Here is a 19,848-nt window from a genome sequence, read left to right as displayed (position 1 = left end):
ACGAGCGGCCTTCGCGCCGCGCGCAGCCCCGCGGGCCCCTGGCGGCCGGGTAGGCTGGGGGAGGCATGGCCGACAAGCCGACGCCGCTCAGGCTCGAGATCGACGCGGACAAGGTCGCCTGGCTGATCTTCGACGCGCCCGACTCCCAGGTGAACCTCCTCGACCTCCAGGTGATGCAGCGCCTGGACCACTATCTCACCGAACTCGAATCGCGGATCGCCACCGGACACCCCATCGCGCTCGTGATCTGGAGCGCAAAGCCCGACACGTTCATCGCCGGCGCCGATGTCAACGAGATCGCCGAAATCGAGGACGAGGAGGACGGTCGCCGGAAGAGCGCCATGGGACAGCGGATCTTCAGCCGGCTGGGACGGCTCGGGATCCCGAAGATCGCCGCGATCCGGGGCACCTGTCTGGGCGGCGGTACGGAACTCGCGCTCGCGTGCGACTGGCGACTCGCTTCGGACAATCCCGCCACGACGATCGGCCTGCCCGAAATCAAGCTCGGGCTGATTCCCGGGTTCGGCGGCTCGGTGCGGCTGCCCCGCCTCATCGGGATCCAGCGGGCGCTCTCGATGATCCTCACGGGGAGAAGCCTCTCGGCCTCGAACGCGTATCGATACGGTCTCGTCGACCAGCTCTTCGACGACGCGAGCTTCCAGCATTCCGTCGGGCAGGTGGCCATGGACGCCGTGCTCGGGCGGGTGGAGCGCGAACTCCCGCACGAGACGGCGCGGGACCGATTCCTGGAGCACACGCGCCTGGGTCGCCGCTTCCTGTTTCGGGGCGCCCGCAAGCGTGTGCGCACCGCCTCGGGGACGCGGTACCCCGCGGCGCTGAAGGCGATCGACGTCATCGAGGAGACGCTGGACCTGCCGATCGACGAGGCTCTCGCGGTCGAGGCGAGGGGTCTGGGGGAAGTCGCGACGACGAATGTCTGCCGGAACCTCGTCCGGCTGTTCCGGGGAGGCCGCGCCGCGAACCGGACGTTCGCCCCGGAGATCGCGGCACAGCAGCGGGAGATCAAGAAGGTCGCCGTCCTGGGGGCCGGCGTCATGGGCGGCGGGATCGCCGAACTCGCCGCCGCGCGGGACGTCCCGGTCATCCTCAAGGACATCGACCGGGAGGCGCTCGATCTCGGACTGCGGTACGCGAGCGAACTCCTCCGGAAGGCGGGCAAGCGCGGCATCATCGCGCCGGAGGAGGTGGGGCTGAAGTTCGCGCTCATCCACGGCACGCTCGACTACGGGCGGTTCGGCGATGTCGATGTCGTCATCGAAGCCGTCGTCGAACGGCTTCCGGTAAAGCAGCAGGTGCTGCGGGACGTGGAGCCGGAGCTCCCCCCGCACGCGGTTTTCGCGACGAACACGTCCTCGCTGTCGGTGACGAAGCTGAGCGAGGCCGCCGCCCGGCCGGACCGGGTCGTCGGCCTGCACTTCTTCAATCCGGTGCACCGCATGCCCCTCGTGGAGATCATCCGCGGGGAGTCTTCCTCGGACGCGGCGCTCGCCACGGTGTTCAAGCTCGCGCGGCGGCTCGGGAAGACGCCCGTGCTCGTCGCGGACCGGCCCGGGTTCCTCGTCAACCGGCTCCTCGCGCCGTACCTGAACGAAGTCGGGTTCCTGCTGGACGATGGCGCGGACGTGGCCCGCATCGACCGGACGCTGAAGGAGTTCGGGCTGCCGATGGGGCCGTGCAGACTGCTCGATGAAGTCGGCTTCGACGTCGCGGCGCACGTCGCGAAGGAGATGACCCGGGCGTACGGCGACCGCATGCGCCCCTCCGCCGCGCTGGACATGCTCGCGGGGCTCGGCCGGCTCGGGAAGAAGAACGGTCGCGGCTTCTACAACTATGCGGATCGAGAGGAGCGCGTGGACCGGGAGGTGGGCCGCGCCTTCGGCTCCGGGGGCGGCGGCGTGAAACCCGACGAGATCATCGATCGCTGCCTGCTGATTTCCGTGAACGAAGCCATGTACGCGCTGGAGGAAGGCGTCGTGGCGGGGCCGGGAGACGTCGACCTCGCGATGGTGATGGGCACCGGATTCCCGCCGTTCCGCGGCGGACCGCTCGCGTGGGCGGAGTCCCGCGGCGTGCACATGGTGCGCGACCGTCTTCTCGAACTGCGGGAGCGGCACGGGGACCGCTTCGCTCCGGCGCCCGGACTCGAAAGGCTCGCCGACACGGATGGATCGTTCACGTCCGACGCCTTGTGGCGTGACCCGGGGTCTCGGCCGGACATGTAGGTGGGCTTCGACCTCCTGGGGGCACGGCGCCGCGCGCTGCGGGCCGCGCGCCGGATCCCGGAAGAGGCGCCCCGCGTCGACGTGGAGATTCGCCGCGGCGGCGATGTGCAGCGCTTTCGCCAGGAACTGCTCTCGGACGGCCCGAGGTGGAAGATCACGCTTCAGATTCTCGATGCGCGCTTCACGCCGGTGAGGGTCGACGAGGCCACGACCCTGCGGCCGGGCTCCCTCCTCATCTGGTTCCTTCGACCGGGGCAGCCCTTCGAGATCGGCGCCTTCTACCACGGCCGCGGCACCTTCCAGGGTTACTACATCAACCTGATCCGGCCTCCGCGCCTGGAGTCCCCGCCCTGGATCATCGAGGACCTCTACCTCGACGTGTGGCTGCCCGAGGGAGGAGACGGCGTGTTGCTGGACGAGGATGAACTGGACGCCGCCGTCGCCCGCGGCGAGCTGTCGGCCGAGGAGGCCGGCGAGGTGCGCGCGGTCGGCGCGAGGCTGCTCGCCCGGTCGAGGCGCCGCGGACGCCCCCGCTGGCTGCCCGGAGGCGTCGGAAGAAGCCCCGCGGAGTCCGTCCCGGCGCTCCGTCTGCGGCGCGACGCGCCTGGAACCTTCCACGCCGCGCGGATCTCGGGCCGCATCATCGCGTACGGCCTCTACCTGATGGCGGCGGTTTCCGCGACCTCCGCCGGCTTCGCCGCCTTCACCGACGCGTTCCTGACCGCGGGTCCGGCGCAGGACGCCTGGCGGCTGACCATGCTGGGCGAGGCGCTCATCCTGGCGCCGCTCGCCCTCGGGGGCTGGCTGCCCGCGACCCGCTGGCCGCAGCCGCCCCTGACCGACGAGCGCTCCCTCTTCATCGCGACGCTCGCCGCGGGGCTCGCCGTGCTCGCGCTCAGCGATCGCGCGGAGTGGGCGGGAGCCCTTCTCCCGGTGTACGCGACGCTGGGTCTCTTTTCGCTGGTCTTCGCCGTCTGCCGGTGGCGGTTCGACCGGGAAGTGCCGGTATTCGCGCTCGCGGGCGTCGCCATGACGCTCGTCGCGCTCGTCCTCCTGATCGTAACGTGACGACCCGCGGCCGACCGACACAGGCGCCGGGTGCATCCCGTATGAGGAACGCATGAACGATCAATCGAAGCGACGGGTTCGTTTCCTGGCCGCGTTCGTCGGCCTCTTTGCGGCCGTGTGGCTCCTCTGGGACACGCCCTTCGTGTATCCCGTGAAACTCTTCGTGGTCCTGCTGCACGAGATCAGCCACGGGCTCGCGACGCTGGCGACGGGGGGGCGGATCCTCGCCATCGAGGTGACGCCGCTCGAGGGGGGACTGTGCCGGTGCCCCGGCGGGAATCCGTTCCTCAGCCTGTCCGCGGGGTATCTCGGAAGTCTGCTGTGGGGCGGGCTGATGATCTGGGGCGCGGAACGCTTCCCGGCGCTCAGTTCGTGGTTTTCAGCGGCCCTCGCCCTGGTCGTGGGAGGCGCGACGCTGCTCTACACGCAGGAGTCCTTCGCCTTCGCGTTCGGGGTCGCCTTCTCCGCGGCGCTCCTCGCGGTGGCGTGGCGGGCGGGCGCCGGCGTGAACCGCGTCCTCCTCACCGCGCTCGGCCTCACGAGTTGCCTCTACGCGGTGTTGGACATCAAGAGCGACATCCTCGACCGTCCGGAGCTGCGGTCTGACGCCCGGATGCTGGCCGAACTCACCGGCATCCCCACGCTCGTGTGGGGCGGGCTGTGGATCGCCGTCGCGCTGCTGTTCTGCTTCGTCCTCTTCCGCTGGGCCTGGCGCCGCGCCTAGCAGTCCGAGCCCCGGCCGTGCGGCCCGTGGCTAGTTGCCGCGGTCGCGCGCGATCCACTCCAGCGGCTCGTAGGCGCCGATGGGCCACGGGAAGACGACGGGACTCTCGTAGCCGTCCTCGGACACGCTGGCCACGCCGAAGAGGTAGTTGTCGATGACGATGTTCTCGAGCGTGTGCTCGGTCACGTCGCCCGCGAAGACGCTCCACTGCCACTGCGGCGCATCGGTGAGCCGCCAGTAGATGCGGTAGCCCGCGAGGTTCGGGGCGTGGTCGGAGGGGACGGGATCCCACCGCAGCGTCGTGGACGGCCGGACGGCGCCCTGGATCGCCACGTTCCGCGGCGGCGCGGGAGCCCAGGCCATGGCGGCGAGCGAGATCGCGTTCACCGCCGTCAGCTTCGCGGCGAAATCGAACTCGACCTCATCGATGACGTCGCCGTATTCGACGCCATCCTCCACGCGGATGTCCTGGTGCTGGCGCCGGTAGTCCTCGTTCGCCTCCATGATCCGCACGGCGGGGAAGCCGACGTCGTTGAACGGCCGGTGGTGCCCGCCGCGTCCGAACCGGTCCAGCCGGTACACCATCATCATGTCCAGATTCGGGACGTAGCCGTCCACGAGGCGGTCGACGAAACGGGCGAGATTCCGCGACGGCGAGTCCACCTCGCCCCCGGTGACGCGCCGCCGCGCGGCGACCTGCTCGGTTTCGTCCGCGCGCGTGCCCTCGGCGAAGATGCGCGCGATCGTGTTATCCGAGACGCCGTTCTGGCCCTGGATGTTGCCGATCATGTCGTTGTTCAGCACCGCCTCGAGGCGCCAGCCCTCGTCGAGCGCGACCCGGGCCATGTGCCGCCCGCCGAACAGCCCCTGCTCCTCGCCGGAGAGCCCCGCGTAGATGATGGACCCGTTGAACTCGTACTGCGTGAGGACGCGGGCGGCCTCCAGGACGCCGGCCATCCCGGACGCGTTGTCGTTCGCGCCGGGCGCGTCGGTGACGCCATCCAGCGCGCCCGTGGCGCGCGAGTCGATATCCCCCGACATCACGACGTAGCGGCCCGGGTCCGTCGTCCCGCGCTGGATCGCGAGCACGTTGACGACGGCCGTCGTGTCGGGGATGCGCGCCGCGCCCATGACGAGGGACGTCTGGTACGAGACCTCCAGGCACCCGCCGCACGTCGCGGAAATCGCGTCGAACTCGGCCTTGATCCAGCGCCGGGCGGCTCCGATCCCGCGGGTGTCGGACAGCGTGTCCGACAGCGTGTGACGGGTGCCGAAGCCCGCGAGCCGCCGGATGTCCGCCTCCACCCGCGAGACCGAAACCGCCGCCACGATGTCGTGCAGCGCCGAGAGTTCCGCCTTCGGCTCCCTCGACTCGCCCGTCTCCGGCGGCTCCTGGCCGTGAAGCGGACGGGCGGCGACCGGAATCGTCAACGCCGAGGCGAGGACGGCGGTCGCGAGGGATATCACATGGGGTACGGGCCTTCGGAACCTTCGGAACACGGGTTACTCCGGGATGAAGTCGCATCGCTGCCGGGCCGGTATCTTATCGCGATGCTGGCCTGCGGACAGCGGGCCGGTTAGCGTCGCGTGTCTCTCGCCGCGCCGTCCGACGGCCATTCGTCACCCCCCTTAAGCGGTCGACCCGTGAATCGAACCGAACGTACAGGACAGCGAGTCTCGAACCTCTTCGGCATGACCCTGCGCCAGGCGCCGGGGGAAACGGAGATCGAGTCCCACAGCCTCCTCCTGAGGGCCGGCTACGTCCGCCAGCTCGCGGCGGGCATCTTCTCCTACCTGCCTCTCGCGTGGCGGTCGCTGCGGAAGATCGAGCAGATCCTGCGCGAGGAGATGGACCGGATCGACGGACAGGAGCTGTCGATGCCCGTCGTGCATCCGGCGGAGCTGTGGCAGGCGACGGGCCGCTGGTACGACATCGATGCGACGATGGCCCGGTTCGTCGACCGCCGCGAGCGGGACCTGCTGCTGGCGATGACGCACGAGGAAGTCGTGGCCTTCCACGCGGCGTCGGAGATCCAGTCCTACCGGCAGCTCCCGGCCATGGTCTATCACATGCAGACCAAGTTCCGGGACGAACTCCGTTCCCGCGGCGGGCTGATTCGCGTGCGCGAGTTCATCATGAAGGACTCCTATTCGCTCGACCGGGATCCGGAGGGGCTCGCGGAGCAGTACGACCGGCACTACGAGGCGTACGAGCGCATCGGACGCCGCTGCGCGCTGCCGCTCACGGCCGTGCGGAGCGACACGGGCATGATGGGCGGCAAGATCGCGCACGAGTTCATGTACGTGACGCCGATCGGCGAAGACAGCCTCGCGCTCTGCGACGCCTGCGGCTACGCGGCGAACCGCGAGGTCGCCGAGTTCGCGCTCGAGCCCCGGGAGGGCGGGATGTCGCCGGTCGAGCGCGTCCACACGCCCGGCACGTCCACGATCGAGGAGGTCACGGGACTGCTCGGGGTCTCTGCCCCGGAGACCGGGAAGATGGTCTTCTACATGGGCAGCTTCGCCGGGGAGGAGGGGGCGCGCGAAGAGAAGCTGATCGCGGCGATCGTGCGCGGCGACCTCGAGGCGAACCCGATCCAGGTCCAGAATCTCACGGGCGCGCTCGAGCTTCGCCCGGCGCACGAGGAGGAGATCGCCGCGGCCGGGATGGTGCCCGGATTCGCCTCGCCGGTGGGGGTGGAGCCAGGGGCCGCGATCTTCGTCGTCGACCGCTGGGTGACGGAATCCCCGAACCTGGTGCTCGGAGCGAACGAGACGGACTATCACCTCCGCAACGTCTGCTGCGGCCGGGACTACGAGCCCACGGTCGTCGGCCCCGTCGCGCTCGCCTTCGAGGGCGCGCCGTGCGGGCGCTGTGGCGAAGGGCTGCGCATGGCGCGCGGCGTGGAGGTGGGGAACATCTTCCAGCTCGGCACCCGCTACTCCGAGGGGCTGGGGGCGATGTACGCGGATGAGGAGGGGGTCGAGCGCCCGATCTGGATGGGCTCGTACGGGATCGGGACCGGGCGCCTCCTGGCCTGCGTGGCCGAGGAACACCGGGACGACTACGGCCTCAAGCTGCCGATCTCCGTCGCTCCGTATCACGTCTCGCTCGTCGTGCTCGCGCGGGAGGAGGCGACGTGGGAGACGGCGGACCGGGTGTTCGAGGAGCTGTGCGCCGCCGGGATCGAGGTGATCTACGACGACCGGCGGGAACTCCGCGCCGGCGTGAAGTTCAACGACGCCGACCTGCGCGGCCTCCCGCTGCGCCTCGTCATCGGCGAACGCTCGCTGGAGGCGGGGGGCGCGGAACTCAGCCACCGCGGCGTCCGCGAGAGCCGGATCGTCCCGCTGGACGACCTCGTGGCCGAACTCCGCCGGGAGATCGACGCGCTCACGGCGCAGCTCACGCTCGACGACTGAGCCGCCGGCCGTACCCGAAGCGGCGCACGCGGCCGGCCCGGGCCGTAGCCGGCTGTCGCGCCTCGTTCAGCCGCCGAACCGCACCCGCAGACCGCCGATCAGCGTGCGCGGCGCGCCCACGCGAATGAACCCGTTCGCGTCGTGGGACATCTCCGCGATCGCGTCGAAGAGGTTCTGCACGCTCGCGAACGCGCTCAGCCGGCTCGTCAGCTGACGGCGAAACCGGACATCCAGGAGGAATGAGCCCGCGATCTCCCCCGTGTTGAGGTCGTTGTCGAACCGGGCGCCCAGGTACCGGGCCGTCGCGACCACCTCCAGCGTCGACGGGTCGATATGCCCGACGCGCAGCATGGCGCGGTGGGTCGGGCTCCCCTGCACCTCGTTGCCGATCAGGTCCGGGCGGCCCGGCGCGTCGGTGACCTCGGTCGGGTTGTACTGGTGGTTCACCGCCAGCAGCCAGACAGCGGATGGCCGCAGTTCGATCTCCGTCTCGAGGCCGACGCTGCGCAGCGTTCCCACATTGTCGCGTCGCCGGCACACGCCACCGGCCGCCACGAAGCCGCACGGCTGGATGACGCCGGACGTCTCGGCTTCCTGGATCGTCACGTCGGTGATCGCGTTGCGCACGGACGAGTGGAAACCGGTCAGCCGGACCAGCACGGCGGGATCGGGCTGAAAGTCCACGCCGATCTCGAGGCCCGTGACCTTTTCCGGATTCAGCGCCTCGTTCGACTCGTTGACGACGTTCCCGGCTGCGCGGAACGGCTTGTAAAGTTCGTTCAGCGTCGGGACGCGCAGGCCGGTGTAGACGCTCGCCCGCAGCGCGACCTGTTCGGAAGCATCGTACAGGATGCCGGTATTCAGGCTGAACTGCGTCCCGCTGCGGTCTTCGAACGCATCATCCGTGAGCACGCTGCGGTCCGCCGTATTGAGGATGTGCCGCGATCCGGACGAGTTGCGCCACACGTCGAGCCGACCACCGGACCATAACCGCCACCGGTCGCCGAGATCAGTCTGAAGCTGGCTGAAGAGGCCGAACAGGGTCTGATCGCCTCCGGTCTCACGCTGCCTCGCGAAGGCGCCGTCCCGGTACAGGTACCGCTCCGTCGCGGACCCCGTCGCGCGCAGGAAATCGACGCCTATGGTGCCGGCTTCCCCGCTCCACACCAGGTTGGCGCCCACGCCCGATGAGGGAACGTCCTGGCTGATGGACGGCTCCTCGCTGTTTCGGCCCGCCTCGACCCCCGAGAACGAGTTCACGTAGGACTGCGACTGCATGTAGGCGTTGAACGCGAGCGAAGACGTCTCGCCGGTCGTCAGCGTGGCCCCGACCTGCCCGAATCCCGCTTCCGTCGTGTTGTTCCGGAGGGGCGTCGCGTTGTCCTTGTCCTGGTCGAAGTAGTTCCCCTGGGCGTGGATGCGCAGGCGGTCCCCGGCCTGGAACTCGACCTTCGCGCGGAGGGCCCCGTGGCTCGACGCGGAGGGGATGTCCACGGCGCCACGCAGGCTGGGCTCGGTCAGGATGTAGCCGTCGCTGTTGAAGAGCTCGCCGGCCACGTAGCCGCCGGCGCGGTCGTCGCCGAAGGACGCCATCGCGTCGCCGCGGAAGGTGGACTGGCTCCCTCCCTGCGCGCTCGCGGAGAATCCGCCGCCGCCACCCGAGCGGGTGATCACGTGGACGACGCCCGCGAGGCTCTGACTCCCCCAGCTGACCGTGGCCCCGCCGCGCACGATCTCGATGCGCTCGATGACTTCGACCGGCACCTGGCTCCAGCGCACCCAGCCGAAGTACGGGTCGTTCAGCGGGACGCCGTCGACCAGGACGAGCGTCCGGCTGGCCGCGGTGCCCCCCAGCCCGCGCAGGGTCACGGCCTGCCATGAGGGGTGCGCGACGCCCGCCTGGAAGGGGAAGCGGAAGTTGAGTCCGGGCACCTCCTGAAGGACATCCTGGAGCGTCTGCGCGGCGGAGAGACGCAGCTCCTCGCGCGTCACGGTCGTCACGTTGACGGGGACCTCTCCCACGGACGTCGGGGCGCGGAGCGCCGAGACGATCAACTCCCCGAGCGAGATCACGCTGTCCGCGGGCACCGGGTCCTGCGCTTCGAGCGCCGTGGCCGGCGTCAGCCCGCCAAGCGCGAGTACGAGAAACCCGCCGCGGGCATACCGGCGCGATCGAAGCACCGCTTCACGTAGCGTCATTGAGACTCTCCTCGAGGAGTTCCCTCACGATGGCCGGGTCCGCGCGCCCGTGCGTCGCGCGCATGACCTGGCCCACGAAAAAACCGGCGAGGCCGGTGTGCCCGGCGGCATAGCGCGCCACCTCGGCCGGATGAGCGGCCACGACACCGTCGACGACCTCGCGAATCTGCTCCGCATCGCCGATCCGGCCCAGCCCCTCGCGCCCGACGATCTCCCGGGGGCTGCCGCCCTCCGCCACGAGTCGCGCCAGGAGCGACTTCGCCACCGCCCGCGAGATCGAGCGTTCGAGGACGAGTTCCACCAGCTCGGCCAGCGCCTCCGGATCGAGTGCGCCCGCGTCACCTTCGCTGCCGCCGGCGCCGCGGACCTCGTGCACGAGCCAGGTCGCGACGGCGGCCGGATCTGCGCCGCCGCGGATCGCCCGCTCATAATACTGCACCGATTCGGCGGAACCACTGAGCAGGTCGGCAAGTTCGTCCGGCAGCCCCAGCGGATCCCGAAAGCGGTCGAAGGCCGCCTGGAGCGCGGGGTCGGCGCGCCTCGCCGCATCGCGGGCCTCCCGCGCCGAGTCGATGCCGGGGACCGCCGACTCGGTCGCCCCGTCTTCCGCCGGGGTCCGCGCCTCCGTGGCGTCGGCGTCGCGGGTTCCGTCCGACTTCGCGCGCCGGCTCCAGGCGTCGCGGAGCGTCACCGTCCGGTTGAAGACGAGCGGGCCGCCGGCCGGGGCGTCGCCGCCCGCGCCATCCGCGCCGTCTGCGTCCGCGGCCGCGGCTCTCGTGGCCCGGTCCGGGACGAAGTAGCCCAGCCGCTCGAACTGCCAGGCCGTCTCGGGCGGACCGTCGGCCAGGCTCGGCTCGCCGCGCGCGTCCGTCAGGATCTGCAGCGAGTCCGGGTTCAGGCTCTCCCGCAGGCCTTCGGCGTCTCCGGCCGGGTTCGAGACGCGGAACAGGCGGTCGTAGAGGCGGACCTCCATCGGCACGGACTCCGTGGCGGACACCCAGTGGATCGTACCCGCCGGCCGACGCCCGTCCGGCGCCGATCCGCTTCGCGTCTCCGGGTCGTACGTGCAGTGCAGGCGCACGATCCGGCCGGCGTCGTCCTTCTCCACGCGGCGGCAGGTGATGAAATAGCCGTGCCGCAGGCGCACCTCGCGTCCGGGGGCGAGCCGGCGAAAGCCAGGGGTCGGCTCCTCGGCGAAGTCGTCCCGCTCGATGTAGAGGACGCGGGTGAACGGGACCTTCCGCGCTTCCGGCCACCCCTCCGGCGGGGCAGCGGCGCCGCGCGGAAAGTACGGGGCTTCGATCCAGTCAACCTCGCCTTCCGGGTAGTTGTCGATCATGACCTCGAGGGGGCGCAGCACCGCGAGCACGCGCGGCGCACGCCGGTTCAGCGCCTCGCGCACCGCCCATTCAAGGGTGGCGATCTCCACCCGGTTGTCGGCTTTTCCGATCCCGACCTGCCGGCAGAAGGTCCGAATCGCATCGGGAGGGATCCCGCGGCGCCGGAAGCCGGCCAGCGTGGGCATGCGCGGGTCGTCCCAGCCCGAGACGTGTCCGTCCTCCACGAGGAGGAGGAGTTTCCGCTTGCTCACGATCGTGTAGTCGAGATTGCGGCGCGCGAACTCGTACTGGCGGGGCCGCGGATCCCACGAGCCGAGCGCCTCTCCGCCGCCGCCCTCCGCTCCCGGCACGCGGTCGATGCGGGCGGAAGCGGGACGCGTATGCTCGATGAACCAGTCATAGAGCGCTCGATTGTCCTGGAACTCGAGCGTGCAGAAGGAGTGCGTGATCCCCTCGATGGCGTCGGACTGGCCGTGCGCCCAGTCGTAGAAGGGGTATATCGGCCATTCGTCGCCCGTCCGGTAGTGGTGCGCGTGCCGGATGCGGTACATCAGGGGGTCGCGCAGCTTCATGTTCGACGAGGCGAGGTCGATCCGCGCGCGGAGCACGTGTTCACCATCCTCGAACTCCCCCGCGCGCATGCGCCGGAAGAGGTCCAGGTTCTCCTCGGCCGAGCGATCCCGGAACGGGCTGGGCCGGCTGGGTTCGCGCACGGACCCGCGGTGCGCGCGGATCTCCTCCTCGGACAGGCTGTCGACGTAGGCGAAGCCATCCTCGATCATCCGCAGCGCCATCCGGTAGAGCGCCCCGAAGTAGTCCGACGCGTAGCGGATCTCGCCGTCCCACTCGAACCCGAGCCAGCGGATGTCCCGCGCGATCGCCTCCACGTAAGACGGATCCTCCGTCGTCGGATTCGTGTCGTCCATGCGCAGCGTCGTGCGGCCCCCGTACTCCCGCGCCACCTCGAAGTCGAGGCAGATGGCGGAGGCGTGCCCCACGTGAAGGAAGCCGTTGGGCTCGGGCGGAAAGCGCGTGAGCACGCGCCCCCCATGACGCCCGCTCAGGACATCCTCGGCGACGATCTGACGGATGAAATCGAGACGCTCTCGTTGCGGCATGGGGGAAACTACGAGATTGACGGCGAACCGGAACGGGCGAAAAAAAAGGGGCCGGATCCGCGGGGGACCCGGCCCGACGGGCGTCGTGCGTGGCCTGACGGGGTCTCGTCAGGAAATCACGTCGAAATCGGGGGCGGCGGTCGCGGCGGTCGGTGCGTCGGGAAGCTCGGGACATGCGCCCGTCGTCGCCGGCGCGTCAACCGTCCCGGTCGCCTGCGTGCCCTGCACGGCTCCGCTGTGCGTGCCCAGGATCAGCCCCACCGCCATCAACAGCCAGGCCAGAGAGCCCGTCGTCGCCCACTTCGACAGTCTGTCCATGTGTCCCATCCCTTCTCCATGTCGGCGGCTGCGATCTGTACCCTTCTGGTACGGGAAACCGGAGCGGAAGTTTCCCGGTCCGCGTCTCTGTGACCTATAAGACCCCCATGCCGGTGGAATGGTTGGCAGACCGCTCGGTGTGCGCGGATACGCCGGACGATCACGCCGGCCTCGTGAGGCGGGCGAGGAGGCCGCCGTCCGGGACCGCGGGATACCCGTTCAGCGCCACCTCAGCGCCTCGAACACCGTCCGGCAGGCGTTGCAGTAGTACTGGGCCGTCGAGGCCTGTCCTCCGAACGTGGCGAACGGGTCGGTATCGTCCGAGTCGCAGAAGGGGCAGGGGACGGAGGACGGCATGGCGGACGACTCGATGGGATCGTCGAGCGGCGGTTTCCGTGGCGGGGTCTCGCCCTTCGTGTTGTCGCGCTTCGCGCCGTCGGCCACGGGGTCAGTCCATCAGGAGTTCTCGGTTGCGGTCGCCCCGGACCCGGGCGAGGGAGTCTTCATCGGGTCCCCCCTCCGCCGCGCGCCGACGCCCTGCGAGGTAGCCCTCCCAGACCGGCTCGCGCGTACTGGCCCAGATCGCGTCGGCCTCGCGGGCCAAACCCGTCTCCGCGGCGAGCGGGCCCACCCGTTCGAGCCAGCGCGCCCGCGCCCCGGCGGCACCCCGCCGTACGATTCCATGCGCGGCGAGCGTCGCGATGAGCGGGTCGTCCTCGGGGCCGAACCAGCAGAGACACGCGTTCCAGGCCGCGCCGAACGCTCCGGTCAGCGCCGCGCGCCCGCCCTCGGCGCTCAGCAGCCGCGAGGTCCACCCCTGTCCGTGATCGAAGTGGAACCGCTCTTCCTCGAGCAGCTTGCGCACTTTGTAGTGGATCGGCTCGTAGCGGCTCTCCGCGAGCATCTCGAACTGGACCGAGAGCGCGGTGTCCCACAGGAAGTTGAGGGCGAGGAACTCCTCCCACGATCCGACGTCCCGGTCCAGCAGTTCCGAACTGTGATACTCGCCGGATGCGCGTTCGTGTTCGAGCGCGGCCGGATCGTGGCCGAAGTCGCGCAGCAGCGCGTAGAGGATGCGGGCGTGGCCCCACTCGTCCTGCGCCATCGCGGAGCAGGCGATGCCGGCCTCGACGGAGGGCGCGCCGAGAAGCCAGTCCGAGTAGCGGATGCCGAGCAGCCGCTTGTTGTCGGCGAGGGCGAGGATGAGGTTGCCGAGGTGCCCCGACACGCCCTCCGGAAGGTCCTCCGCCGAACGGAAGCCGCCCTCCGTCACCGCGAGTCCGCCGTCACCGCGAGTCCGCCGATGGCGCGCGACCGGCCGGGCCGCCGAGCGTGAAGGGATCCTGCTGCCGGTTCACCGCCGCGAACGCATCGCGCGGCGCGACCGTCATCTCGAACCACTTCGCCTCGTCGTACGTCTGCCACGCGTAGACGCGCGCGAGTTGTTCGTTGGGGGCGGACACCGCGCCCACATGCTCGAAGCGGTCCGCCCTCTTCTTGCGCGCGAACACCTCGTACACCCGTCCGTTGCCGCTCACGTGACGACTCCGACGGAGCGCAGGAGTTTCCGCCCGCGCGCGGAGATCGCCGCCGTCGTCCACGGAGGATCCCACTCCGTCACGATCTCGACCTTCCGGATTCCGTCCAGCTCCAGGAGGCGCTCCCGCACGTCCCATTGGATGAAATCCATGCAGGGGCAGGCCGTGGCGGTGAAGGTGAGGTGGACGGTGACCGACGCGGCTTCCTCGTCCCCCTCGACCCCGCGGACGAGTCCGAGGTCGACGATCGAAATCGGAAACTCCGGGTCCGCCACTTCATAGAGCGCCCGGTGCGCCCGTTCCGCGAGATCCGCCGCGGGTTCGGCGAACGCGGGGGGGGGCGGCAGCTCCCGTCCGCCCCGGGTCTCCCGGAGGACGGCGCCGAAATCCATGCCCTCCTCGTAGCGCGGGAGGGGCCGCGGGGCCACGCCGCCTGCCGGGCCGTCGGCGTTCATGCCGCGAGCAGCCGTTCGACCGCGAATCGGCTCCTCCGCAGCGAATCGACGTACTGCTCGTTCATCGGGCCGCGTGCCTTCCACCGCTGGAACACCTGCTTCCAGGTGATCGTCTCGTTGAAGAGCCAGCGTCGCGCCTCCGGGTCGTACTGGCAGGGAAGCTCGTAGGTCAGCTCCACCTCGTCCGTACCGGGGTCGTACTGCGCCGGAAGGTCGTACCCCAGCTCCTCGCACAGCGGCACGACGGCCTTGAGCCAGGTCCGGCGGAGCTGGTCGTTCGTCATCCCCTTGAGGCGGAAGTCGAGCTGCGCGTTGTGGTGCTTCCGGTCGTCGGGCATGCCGAACCACTCCACGCCCATCGGGAACATCCAGTCGAGCGTCCGCTGCACCGCTTCCTTCGCGGCGCCCCCCGCCTCGGCGAAGCGGCGGATCCAGACCTCGCCGTGCCGCAGGTGGAAGTTCTCCTCGAGGCTCACCTTGACGAGGCCGCGCTTGAGCGGCCCGTAGCTCGTGTTGCGGTGCACGTCGCCCAGCAGCGTGATCCCGGCCCGGTCGTAGAGCGCGTTCGCCGAAACGAGTTCGGCCCAGTTCATCAGCGGCTGGTCGAACCCGTAGGGGTGCTTGAAGTGGGCGGGTTCCCGTTCGTAGAGGAGCCAGTGACGGTCGACGCCGAGGTCCTCGAGCAGGCGGTAGGCGATGTTCGCGTGCCCCAGTTCGTCCTGAATGATTGCCGTGGCCGAGACCATCGTGTTCGTGGACGGAGCGTCCCGGGCGGCCATGAAGTAGGCCGGCGCGCTGATGAGTTCCGTGTCGCCCTGGACGGTGAGCTGCGTGATGAGCGCCCGCTTGTAGGTCTCCGTCATGTCCTCTTCGGACTCGACGATGAACCCCTCCTGCACTTTCCGCTGCAGTTCCTCGTCCGTAAAACGTCCCATACCGTCGCGCCTCTCCCCGCCCGAACCGGGTCTCCTCCCGGAGGGGCGAACCGTGAATCTACATTGAACCCGCGTCGGGCGGGGCCGGAGCCGCGCCCGCGCGCGACGCCAGCGGCCGTCCGGCCCGGAAACGAATCGCGCCCCCGTGGAACGCGAGCGTCATTCGGTCGTCCTCGACCTGGAACGCCCTCACGGCACGAAGCGCCTCGAGAAGGCGCTGCTCGAACTCCGCCTGCCGTTCCCGGCAGAGCCTGCGCATGACCGTAACGCCGTAGAATCGCAGAGCCTCCGCCTCGTGCATGCGGAAACTCCCGAAGATCCGGTTGCAGCCGGCGTATCCCGCCAAATCACCGGTGACGTCCGCGGCGTCCCGCGGCTCCGCCCGGAATCTGAGCGTCACGGGTTCACGCAGCGCCCGGAGGTTCGCGCTCCAGTCCCCGCTGTCGAACGACTCAAGCTCCCATTCGTGGGTGTGCAGCGCGGGCGCGGCCGCGGGCGTCCCGTTCCCGGCTTCGGCGCCACCCGTCTGCGCCTCCTCCCCAACGGCGACGTCGATGAGCGCGACGGGGGTCAGCCCCCGGTTCGTGAGCGCGAAGTGCGGAGTCCGGTCGACCGATGGGCGAACCGTGACTGGATCGCCGGGCCGGCGAACCCGGACGTTCAGCCGGATCATGCCGCCGAGAACCTCCGCCCGGTGGACTTCGATCCGGTCTCCAATGAGGCGCGCGGACACGTCCCGCATCTCATCGCCGTCCCTCAGCACGGCATGCAGGGTCAGGAACCGTTCCCGCCCGTGATCCGCCGCGAGTACGGCGACCGCGTCGATGCCCGAATCGAAGTCGAGGTCGCCGTCGGCCGTGAGGAGGAGTTCGTACCGCACATTGTCCGGACCGGTCGTCGCTCCCGCCGTGAGCGTGATCTCGCCGCCGTCCAGCGTGAGGAACGTCGCGTTTTCCAACGCTTGCCGACTGTCGACCTCGGGCTCGTCGCCGCACCCGGCCGCCGCGCCCGCGGCCACCAGCAGCCAAACACCCCTCCTCACTCCGCCTCCATGAAGGGATACCGGTAGTCGACGGGGGGGTCGAAGGTCTCCTTGATCGTCCGGGGGGAGACCCAGCGCACGAGGTTCAGCACGGATCCGGCCTTGTCGTTCGTGCCGCTCGCGCGACCGCCGCCGAAGGGCTGCTGGCCGACGACGGCGCCGGACGGCTTGTCGTTGATGTAATAGTTCCCCGCGGCGTTCCGGAGCGCCGCGCCCGCGCTCTGGACGGCGGCCTCATCGCGCGCGAACACCGCGCCGGTGAGCGCGTACGGGGACGTCTTGTCGACCAGGGCCAGCGTGGGTTCCCAGTCCGAGGCCTGGTACGAGTGCAGGGTCACGACCGGCCCGAAGATCTCCTCGCACATCAGCTTGTGCCCGGGATCGTCCGCTTCGACGACGGTGGGTTCGATGAAGTAGCCCCGGCTGTCATCGCAGCCGCCGCCGGCGAGGATGCGCGCATCGCCGGATTCACGGGCGTAGTCGATGTACGACTTGATGCGGTCGAACGCCGTCCGGTCGATCACGGCGCCGAGGAAGTTCCGGAAGTCCGCCGGGTCGCCCATGCGGAGTTCCCCGGTCATCGCGACGACCCGGTCCCGCACGTCCTCCCACATCGTATCGGGCACGTACACGCGGGAGGTCGCGGAGCACTTCTGTCCCTGGTACTCGAAGGCGCCCTGCACGATCGCGACCGCGAGCGCCTGCGGGTCCGCGCTCTCGTGCGCGAGGATGAAGTCCTTCCCTCCCGTCTCGCCGACGAGTCTCGGATAGGCGCGATAGTTCTCCACGTTCTGCGCGACGGACTTCCAGAGGTGCTGGAAGGTGCCGGTCGAACCGGTGAAGTGGATGCCGCCGAGTTCCGGGCTCGACAGGAGGATGTCGCTGATCTCCGAGGCGACGCCCGGGATGAAGTTGATCACGCCCGGCGGGAGCCCCGCGGCTTCGAGGAGCTTCATCACGTAGTAGGACCCGAGCACGCCGGTGGTCGAGGGCTTCCAGACCGCGACGTTCCCCATGAGCGCGGGAGATGTCGTCAGGTTGGCGCCGATGGCCGTGAAGTTGAACGGGCTGATGGCGTAGACGAACCCTTCGAGCGGGCGGTGGTCCATGCGGTTCCGCACGCCCGGCCCGGAGATGGGCTGCTCCGCGTGCACGCGCCCCGCGAAGAAGGAGTTGAAGCGCCAGAAATCGACGATCTCGCAGGCGGAGTCGATCTCGGCCTGGATCGCCGTCTTGCTCTGTCCGAGCATCGTCGCCGCGTTGAGCTTCATCCTCCAGGGACCGGCGAGCAGTTCCGCGGCGCGGAGGAGAATCGCGGCCCGGTCTTCCCAGGCCCGGTGCGACCACTCCGTCCAGGCGGCGCGCGAGGCGTCGATGGCGGCCTGCGCCTCGGCGGCCCCGGCGATGTGGCAGCGGGCCAGCACGTGGCCGTGGTCGTGCGGCATCGTCACGTCGAAAGTGCGCGACGTCCGCACCTCGCGTCCGCCGATGATCAGCGGGATGTCGACGACCTCGCCCCGCTGGCGGAGCAGCTCTTCCTTGAGGGCGGCGCGTTCCGGACTGCCCGGGGCGTAGTCGTAAACAGGTTCGTTGGCGGGAGCCGGAATCGGGCCCTGCTGAACCTCGTCAACGAGTGGTTTCATGAAGGGATTCCCCATGGCTGAATTTCATTCACGAAGGGAGGCGCAATCTGGCGGCCCGGGAGTGAGATTGAAAGGTGCCCGCTGCCCTGCGTATCGTGGAATGGATGATTACCGAAGACATGACGGAAGACATGACGTTTGTCCGGCTCGGAGGACTCGTCGCGGCCGTCGCGGTCGCCTCCTGCCTCCTCTGTCCCGGTCCCGCCGCCGGCCAGGAAGGCGCCGCTTCGCTGCAGGCCCTCGAAGCCCGGCTCGGCCAGGCGCGCGAGAGCGCGGTCCACCTCCTCGCGCCCTCTTCGTTCGAGGAGGCCGCGGACCGGTTGGAGGACGCGTCGCGCCGCCTGAGAGGTGGCCGGGAGGACGGCCGGTTCGAAGAGTTGCTGGACGAGGCCGGACGCTGGCTCGAAGCGGCGGAGCGGAGCGCGGTCGCGGGCCGGCCGCACTTCATGACGGTGCTCGCCGCCCGGGACGAAGCCCGCGCCTCCGAGGCCGAGACGCGGGCGGCCCAGGGGTGGGCGAGGGCCGAGGACGAACTGGAAACGGCCGGCCGCCGCCTCGAACGCGAAGACATGGAGGACGTCGCCGTGCGGGCGAGCCGCGCGACGACCCTCTACCGGCGGGCGACCCGTGCGGCGCGGCGCGACCAGTTTCTGGGAGCGGCGATGCAGGCGCGAACCGCCGCCCTGAACGCGGGCGCGAGCGAGTTGTCCCCGAACGCGTTCGGGGTGGGCGAGGCGCACCTGGCGAGCGCGGAAGCGGAGATCGAGAGCCTCGCTCCGGTGGAGGGGCCGGCGCGGGCCGGAGAAGCCGCGTTCGCCGCCTTCACCCGCGCGCACCGCATTGCCGCCCTGTTCGACAGCGTGCGCCGGCGCCATGTGACGGTCGAACGACTCATCGACGAGCATGAGGCGGACCTGTCCCGCCTTGCCGAAGCCGCGGACGTGGCACCCCTGCGGAGCAACGCCGGCGAGACGACCGCGCGCATCGCGGGGGCCGTCTCCCGCCTCCGGGCGGACAACGAGCGGCTGGGCGCCGAGTTGGCCGACGAACGGGCGCGGGCTTCGGAACTCGACGGCCGGCTGGCCTCGCTGGAGGACCGCCTGGCCGAGTTCGAGCAGCGCTTCACGGGTGCCCGGGACGAACTGCTCGCGGTACGCGAGCGGGAAGCGCGGCTGCGCGAGGTCCAGGGCCTCTTCACGCCTTCGGAAGGGGAAGTCCTGCTCGTCGGAGACCGGCTCGTCCTCCGGCTTTTCGGCCTCACCTTCGAGCCCGCCCGGGCCGAGATCGACGAGGCGCTGTATCCCCTGCTCACGAAGGTTCAGCGCGTCATCACGACCTTTCCCGGGGCGAGCCTGAGAATCGAGGGGCACACCGACGCGCAGGGCGGGACGCGCGGGAACCAGGCGCTGAGTCAGCGGCGGGCCATCGCCGTGCGCGAGCACATTCTCGCGCGGGTGCCCATTCCATCCTCGCGGGTCGAGGCGACCGGCCTCGGCGAGGAACGCCCGATCGCGAGCAACGAGACGGAGGAAGGGCGCGCGCGGAACCGCCGGATCGAGATCGTCATCAACCTGCCCGGAAATTGACGCGAGCCGCCGCGCGGGGCGTCATGACCGCCGCCACGGGCTGCTAGTCCCGGAGGCGCTCCGCCTGCACCGCGGCGATCACGCCCCACACCGCGGCGCCCACCGCGAGGCCGGTCCCGATCCAGCGGCCGACCTCCGCCCAGCGCCCGGGCCGTCCCGTCCGCCAGGGTCGGGTGACCTCGCGCCGCCAGTAGTCCACCTCGTCGGAGATCATCT

17 protein-coding genes are annotated in these 19,848 nt (G+C 70.2%); 5 read left to right on the top strand and 12 right to left on the bottom strand.

The genetic code is table 11. The features are described from left to right. Positions 1-65 precede the first annotated feature (65 nt). The 3 genes from RN729_RS05835 to RN729_RS05825 are packed head-to-tail and all read left to right on the top strand — an operon-like array spanning position 66 to position 4,035. Positions 66-2,243 (top strand): 3-hydroxyacyl-CoA dehydrogenase NAD-binding domain-containing protein, encoded by a 2,178-nt coding sequence (locus tag RN729_RS05835; protein ID WP_310782739.1) that lies wholly within the window; start codon positions 66-68, stop codon positions 2,241-2,243. Continuing rightward, the gene (locus RN729_RS05830) at positions 2,244-3,311 is read left to right on the top strand and encodes a DUF402 domain-containing protein (RefSeq protein WP_310782738.1); all 1,068 of its coding nucleotides are present in this window, start codon (positions 2,244-2,246) and stop codon (positions 3,309-3,311) included. 52 nt (positions 3,312-3,363) lie between these two features. Further along, complete coding sequence (locus RN729_RS05825; protein ID WP_310782737.1) at positions 3,364-4,035, top strand: M50 family metallopeptidase; 672 nt, start codon at positions 3,364-3,366, stop codon at positions 4,033-4,035. 30 nt (positions 4,036-4,065) lie between these two features. Here RN729_RS05825 and RN729_RS05820 read toward each other — a convergent pair whose 3' ends face one another. Further along, on the bottom strand, positions 4,066-5,535 hold the full coding sequence (locus RN729_RS05820; RefSeq protein ID WP_310782736.1) for a M28 family metallopeptidase: 1,470 nt from the start codon (positions 5,533-5,535) through the stop codon (positions 4,066-4,068). Positions 5,536-5,679: 144 nt separating this feature from the next. Between RN729_RS05820 and RN729_RS05815 the strand changes: the two genes are divergently transcribed. Then, a complete protein-coding gene (locus RN729_RS05815; protein WP_310782735.1) occupies positions 5,680-7,458 on the top strand; it encodes a proline--tRNA ligase in 1,779 nt (592 codons plus the stop codon). A gap of 66 nt (positions 7,459-7,524) precedes the next feature. Here RN729_RS05815 and RN729_RS05810 read toward each other — a convergent pair whose 3' ends face one another. The 10 genes from RN729_RS05810 to pruA form a co-directional block, all read right to left on the bottom strand. Further along, on the bottom strand, positions 7,525-9,657 hold the full coding sequence (locus tag RN729_RS05810; protein WP_310782734.1) for a TonB-dependent receptor: 2,133 nt from the start codon (positions 9,655-9,657) through the stop codon (positions 7,525-7,527). Next, the gene (locus RN729_RS05805) at positions 9,644-12,115 is read right to left on the bottom strand and encodes a glutamine--tRNA ligase/YqeY domain fusion protein (RefSeq protein WP_310782733.1); all 2,472 of its coding nucleotides are present in this window, start codon (positions 12,113-12,115) and stop codon (positions 9,644-9,646) included. The genes RN729_RS05810 and RN729_RS05805 overlap by 14 nt, the downstream gene beginning before the upstream one ends. Positions 12,116-12,223: 108 nt before the next feature. After that, on the bottom strand, positions 12,224-12,433 hold the full coding sequence (locus RN729_RS05800) for a hypothetical protein (RefSeq protein WP_310782732.1): 210 nt from the start codon (positions 12,431-12,433) through the stop codon (positions 12,224-12,226). A gap of 219 nt (positions 12,434-12,652) precedes the next feature. Further along, complete coding sequence (locus tag RN729_RS05795; protein WP_310782731.1) at positions 12,653-12,877, bottom strand: hypothetical protein; 225 nt, start codon at positions 12,875-12,877, stop codon at positions 12,653-12,655. Between the two features lie 4 nt (positions 12,878-12,881). Continuing rightward, entirely contained in the window at positions 12,882-13,706 is an 825-nt protein-coding gene (locus RN729_RS05790) for a Phenylacetic acid catabolic protein (protein WP_310782730.1), read from the bottom strand. A 13-nt stretch (positions 13,707-13,719) separates the two neighbouring features. Beyond that, positions 13,720-13,971, bottom strand: coding sequence for a hypothetical protein (locus RN729_RS05785; protein ID WP_310782729.1), 252 nt, complete (start codon positions 13,969-13,971; stop codon positions 13,720-13,722). Beyond that, positions 13,968-14,426, bottom strand: coding sequence for a metal-sulfur cluster assembly factor (locus tag RN729_RS05780; protein ID WP_310782728.1), 459 nt, complete (start codon positions 14,424-14,426; stop codon positions 13,968-13,970). The genes RN729_RS05785 and RN729_RS05780 overlap by 4 nt, the downstream gene beginning before the upstream one ends. Next, a complete protein-coding gene (locus RN729_RS05775; RefSeq protein ID WP_310782727.1) occupies positions 14,423-15,361 on the bottom strand; it encodes a Phenylacetic acid catabolic protein in 939 nt (312 codons plus the stop codon). The genes RN729_RS05780 and RN729_RS05775 overlap by 4 nt, the downstream gene beginning before the upstream one ends. A 58-nt stretch (positions 15,362-15,419) precedes the next feature. Next, entirely contained in the window at positions 15,420-16,403 is a 984-nt protein-coding gene (locus RN729_RS05770) for an META domain-containing protein (protein WP_310782726.1), read from the bottom strand. Beyond that, positions 16,400-18,046 (bottom strand): L-glutamate gamma-semialdehyde dehydrogenase, encoded by a 1,647-nt coding sequence (gene pruA, locus RN729_RS05765; RefSeq protein WP_310782725.1) that lies wholly within the window; start codon positions 18,044-18,046, stop codon positions 16,400-16,402. Before pruA ends, RN729_RS05770 begins: the two co-directional genes overlap by 4 nt. Positions 18,047-18,150: 104 nt before the next feature. Between pruA and RN729_RS05760 the strand changes: the two genes are divergently transcribed. After that, positions 18,151-19,632, top strand: coding sequence for an OmpA family protein (locus RN729_RS05760; RefSeq protein ID WP_310782724.1), 1,482 nt, complete (start codon positions 18,151-18,153; stop codon positions 19,630-19,632). 43 nt (positions 19,633-19,675) lie between these two features. On the opposite strand, the gene RN729_RS05755 is transcribed toward RN729_RS05760, so the two are convergent. Beyond that, entirely contained in the window at positions 19,676-19,846 is a 171-nt protein-coding gene (locus RN729_RS05755; RefSeq protein ID WP_310782723.1) for a hypothetical protein, read from the bottom strand. Positions 19,847-19,848 lie beyond the last annotated feature (2 nt).

It is taken from the genome of Candidatus Palauibacter polyketidifaciens (assembly GCF_947581785.1).
In the GTDB taxonomy this organism is placed as follows: Bacteria; Gemmatimonadota; Gemmatimonadetes; order Palauibacterales; family Palauibacteraceae; genus Palauibacter; species Palauibacter polyketidifaciens.
Note: the sequence above shows the minus strand (reverse complement) of the source record. Positions and strands in the feature narration are given on the sequence as shown.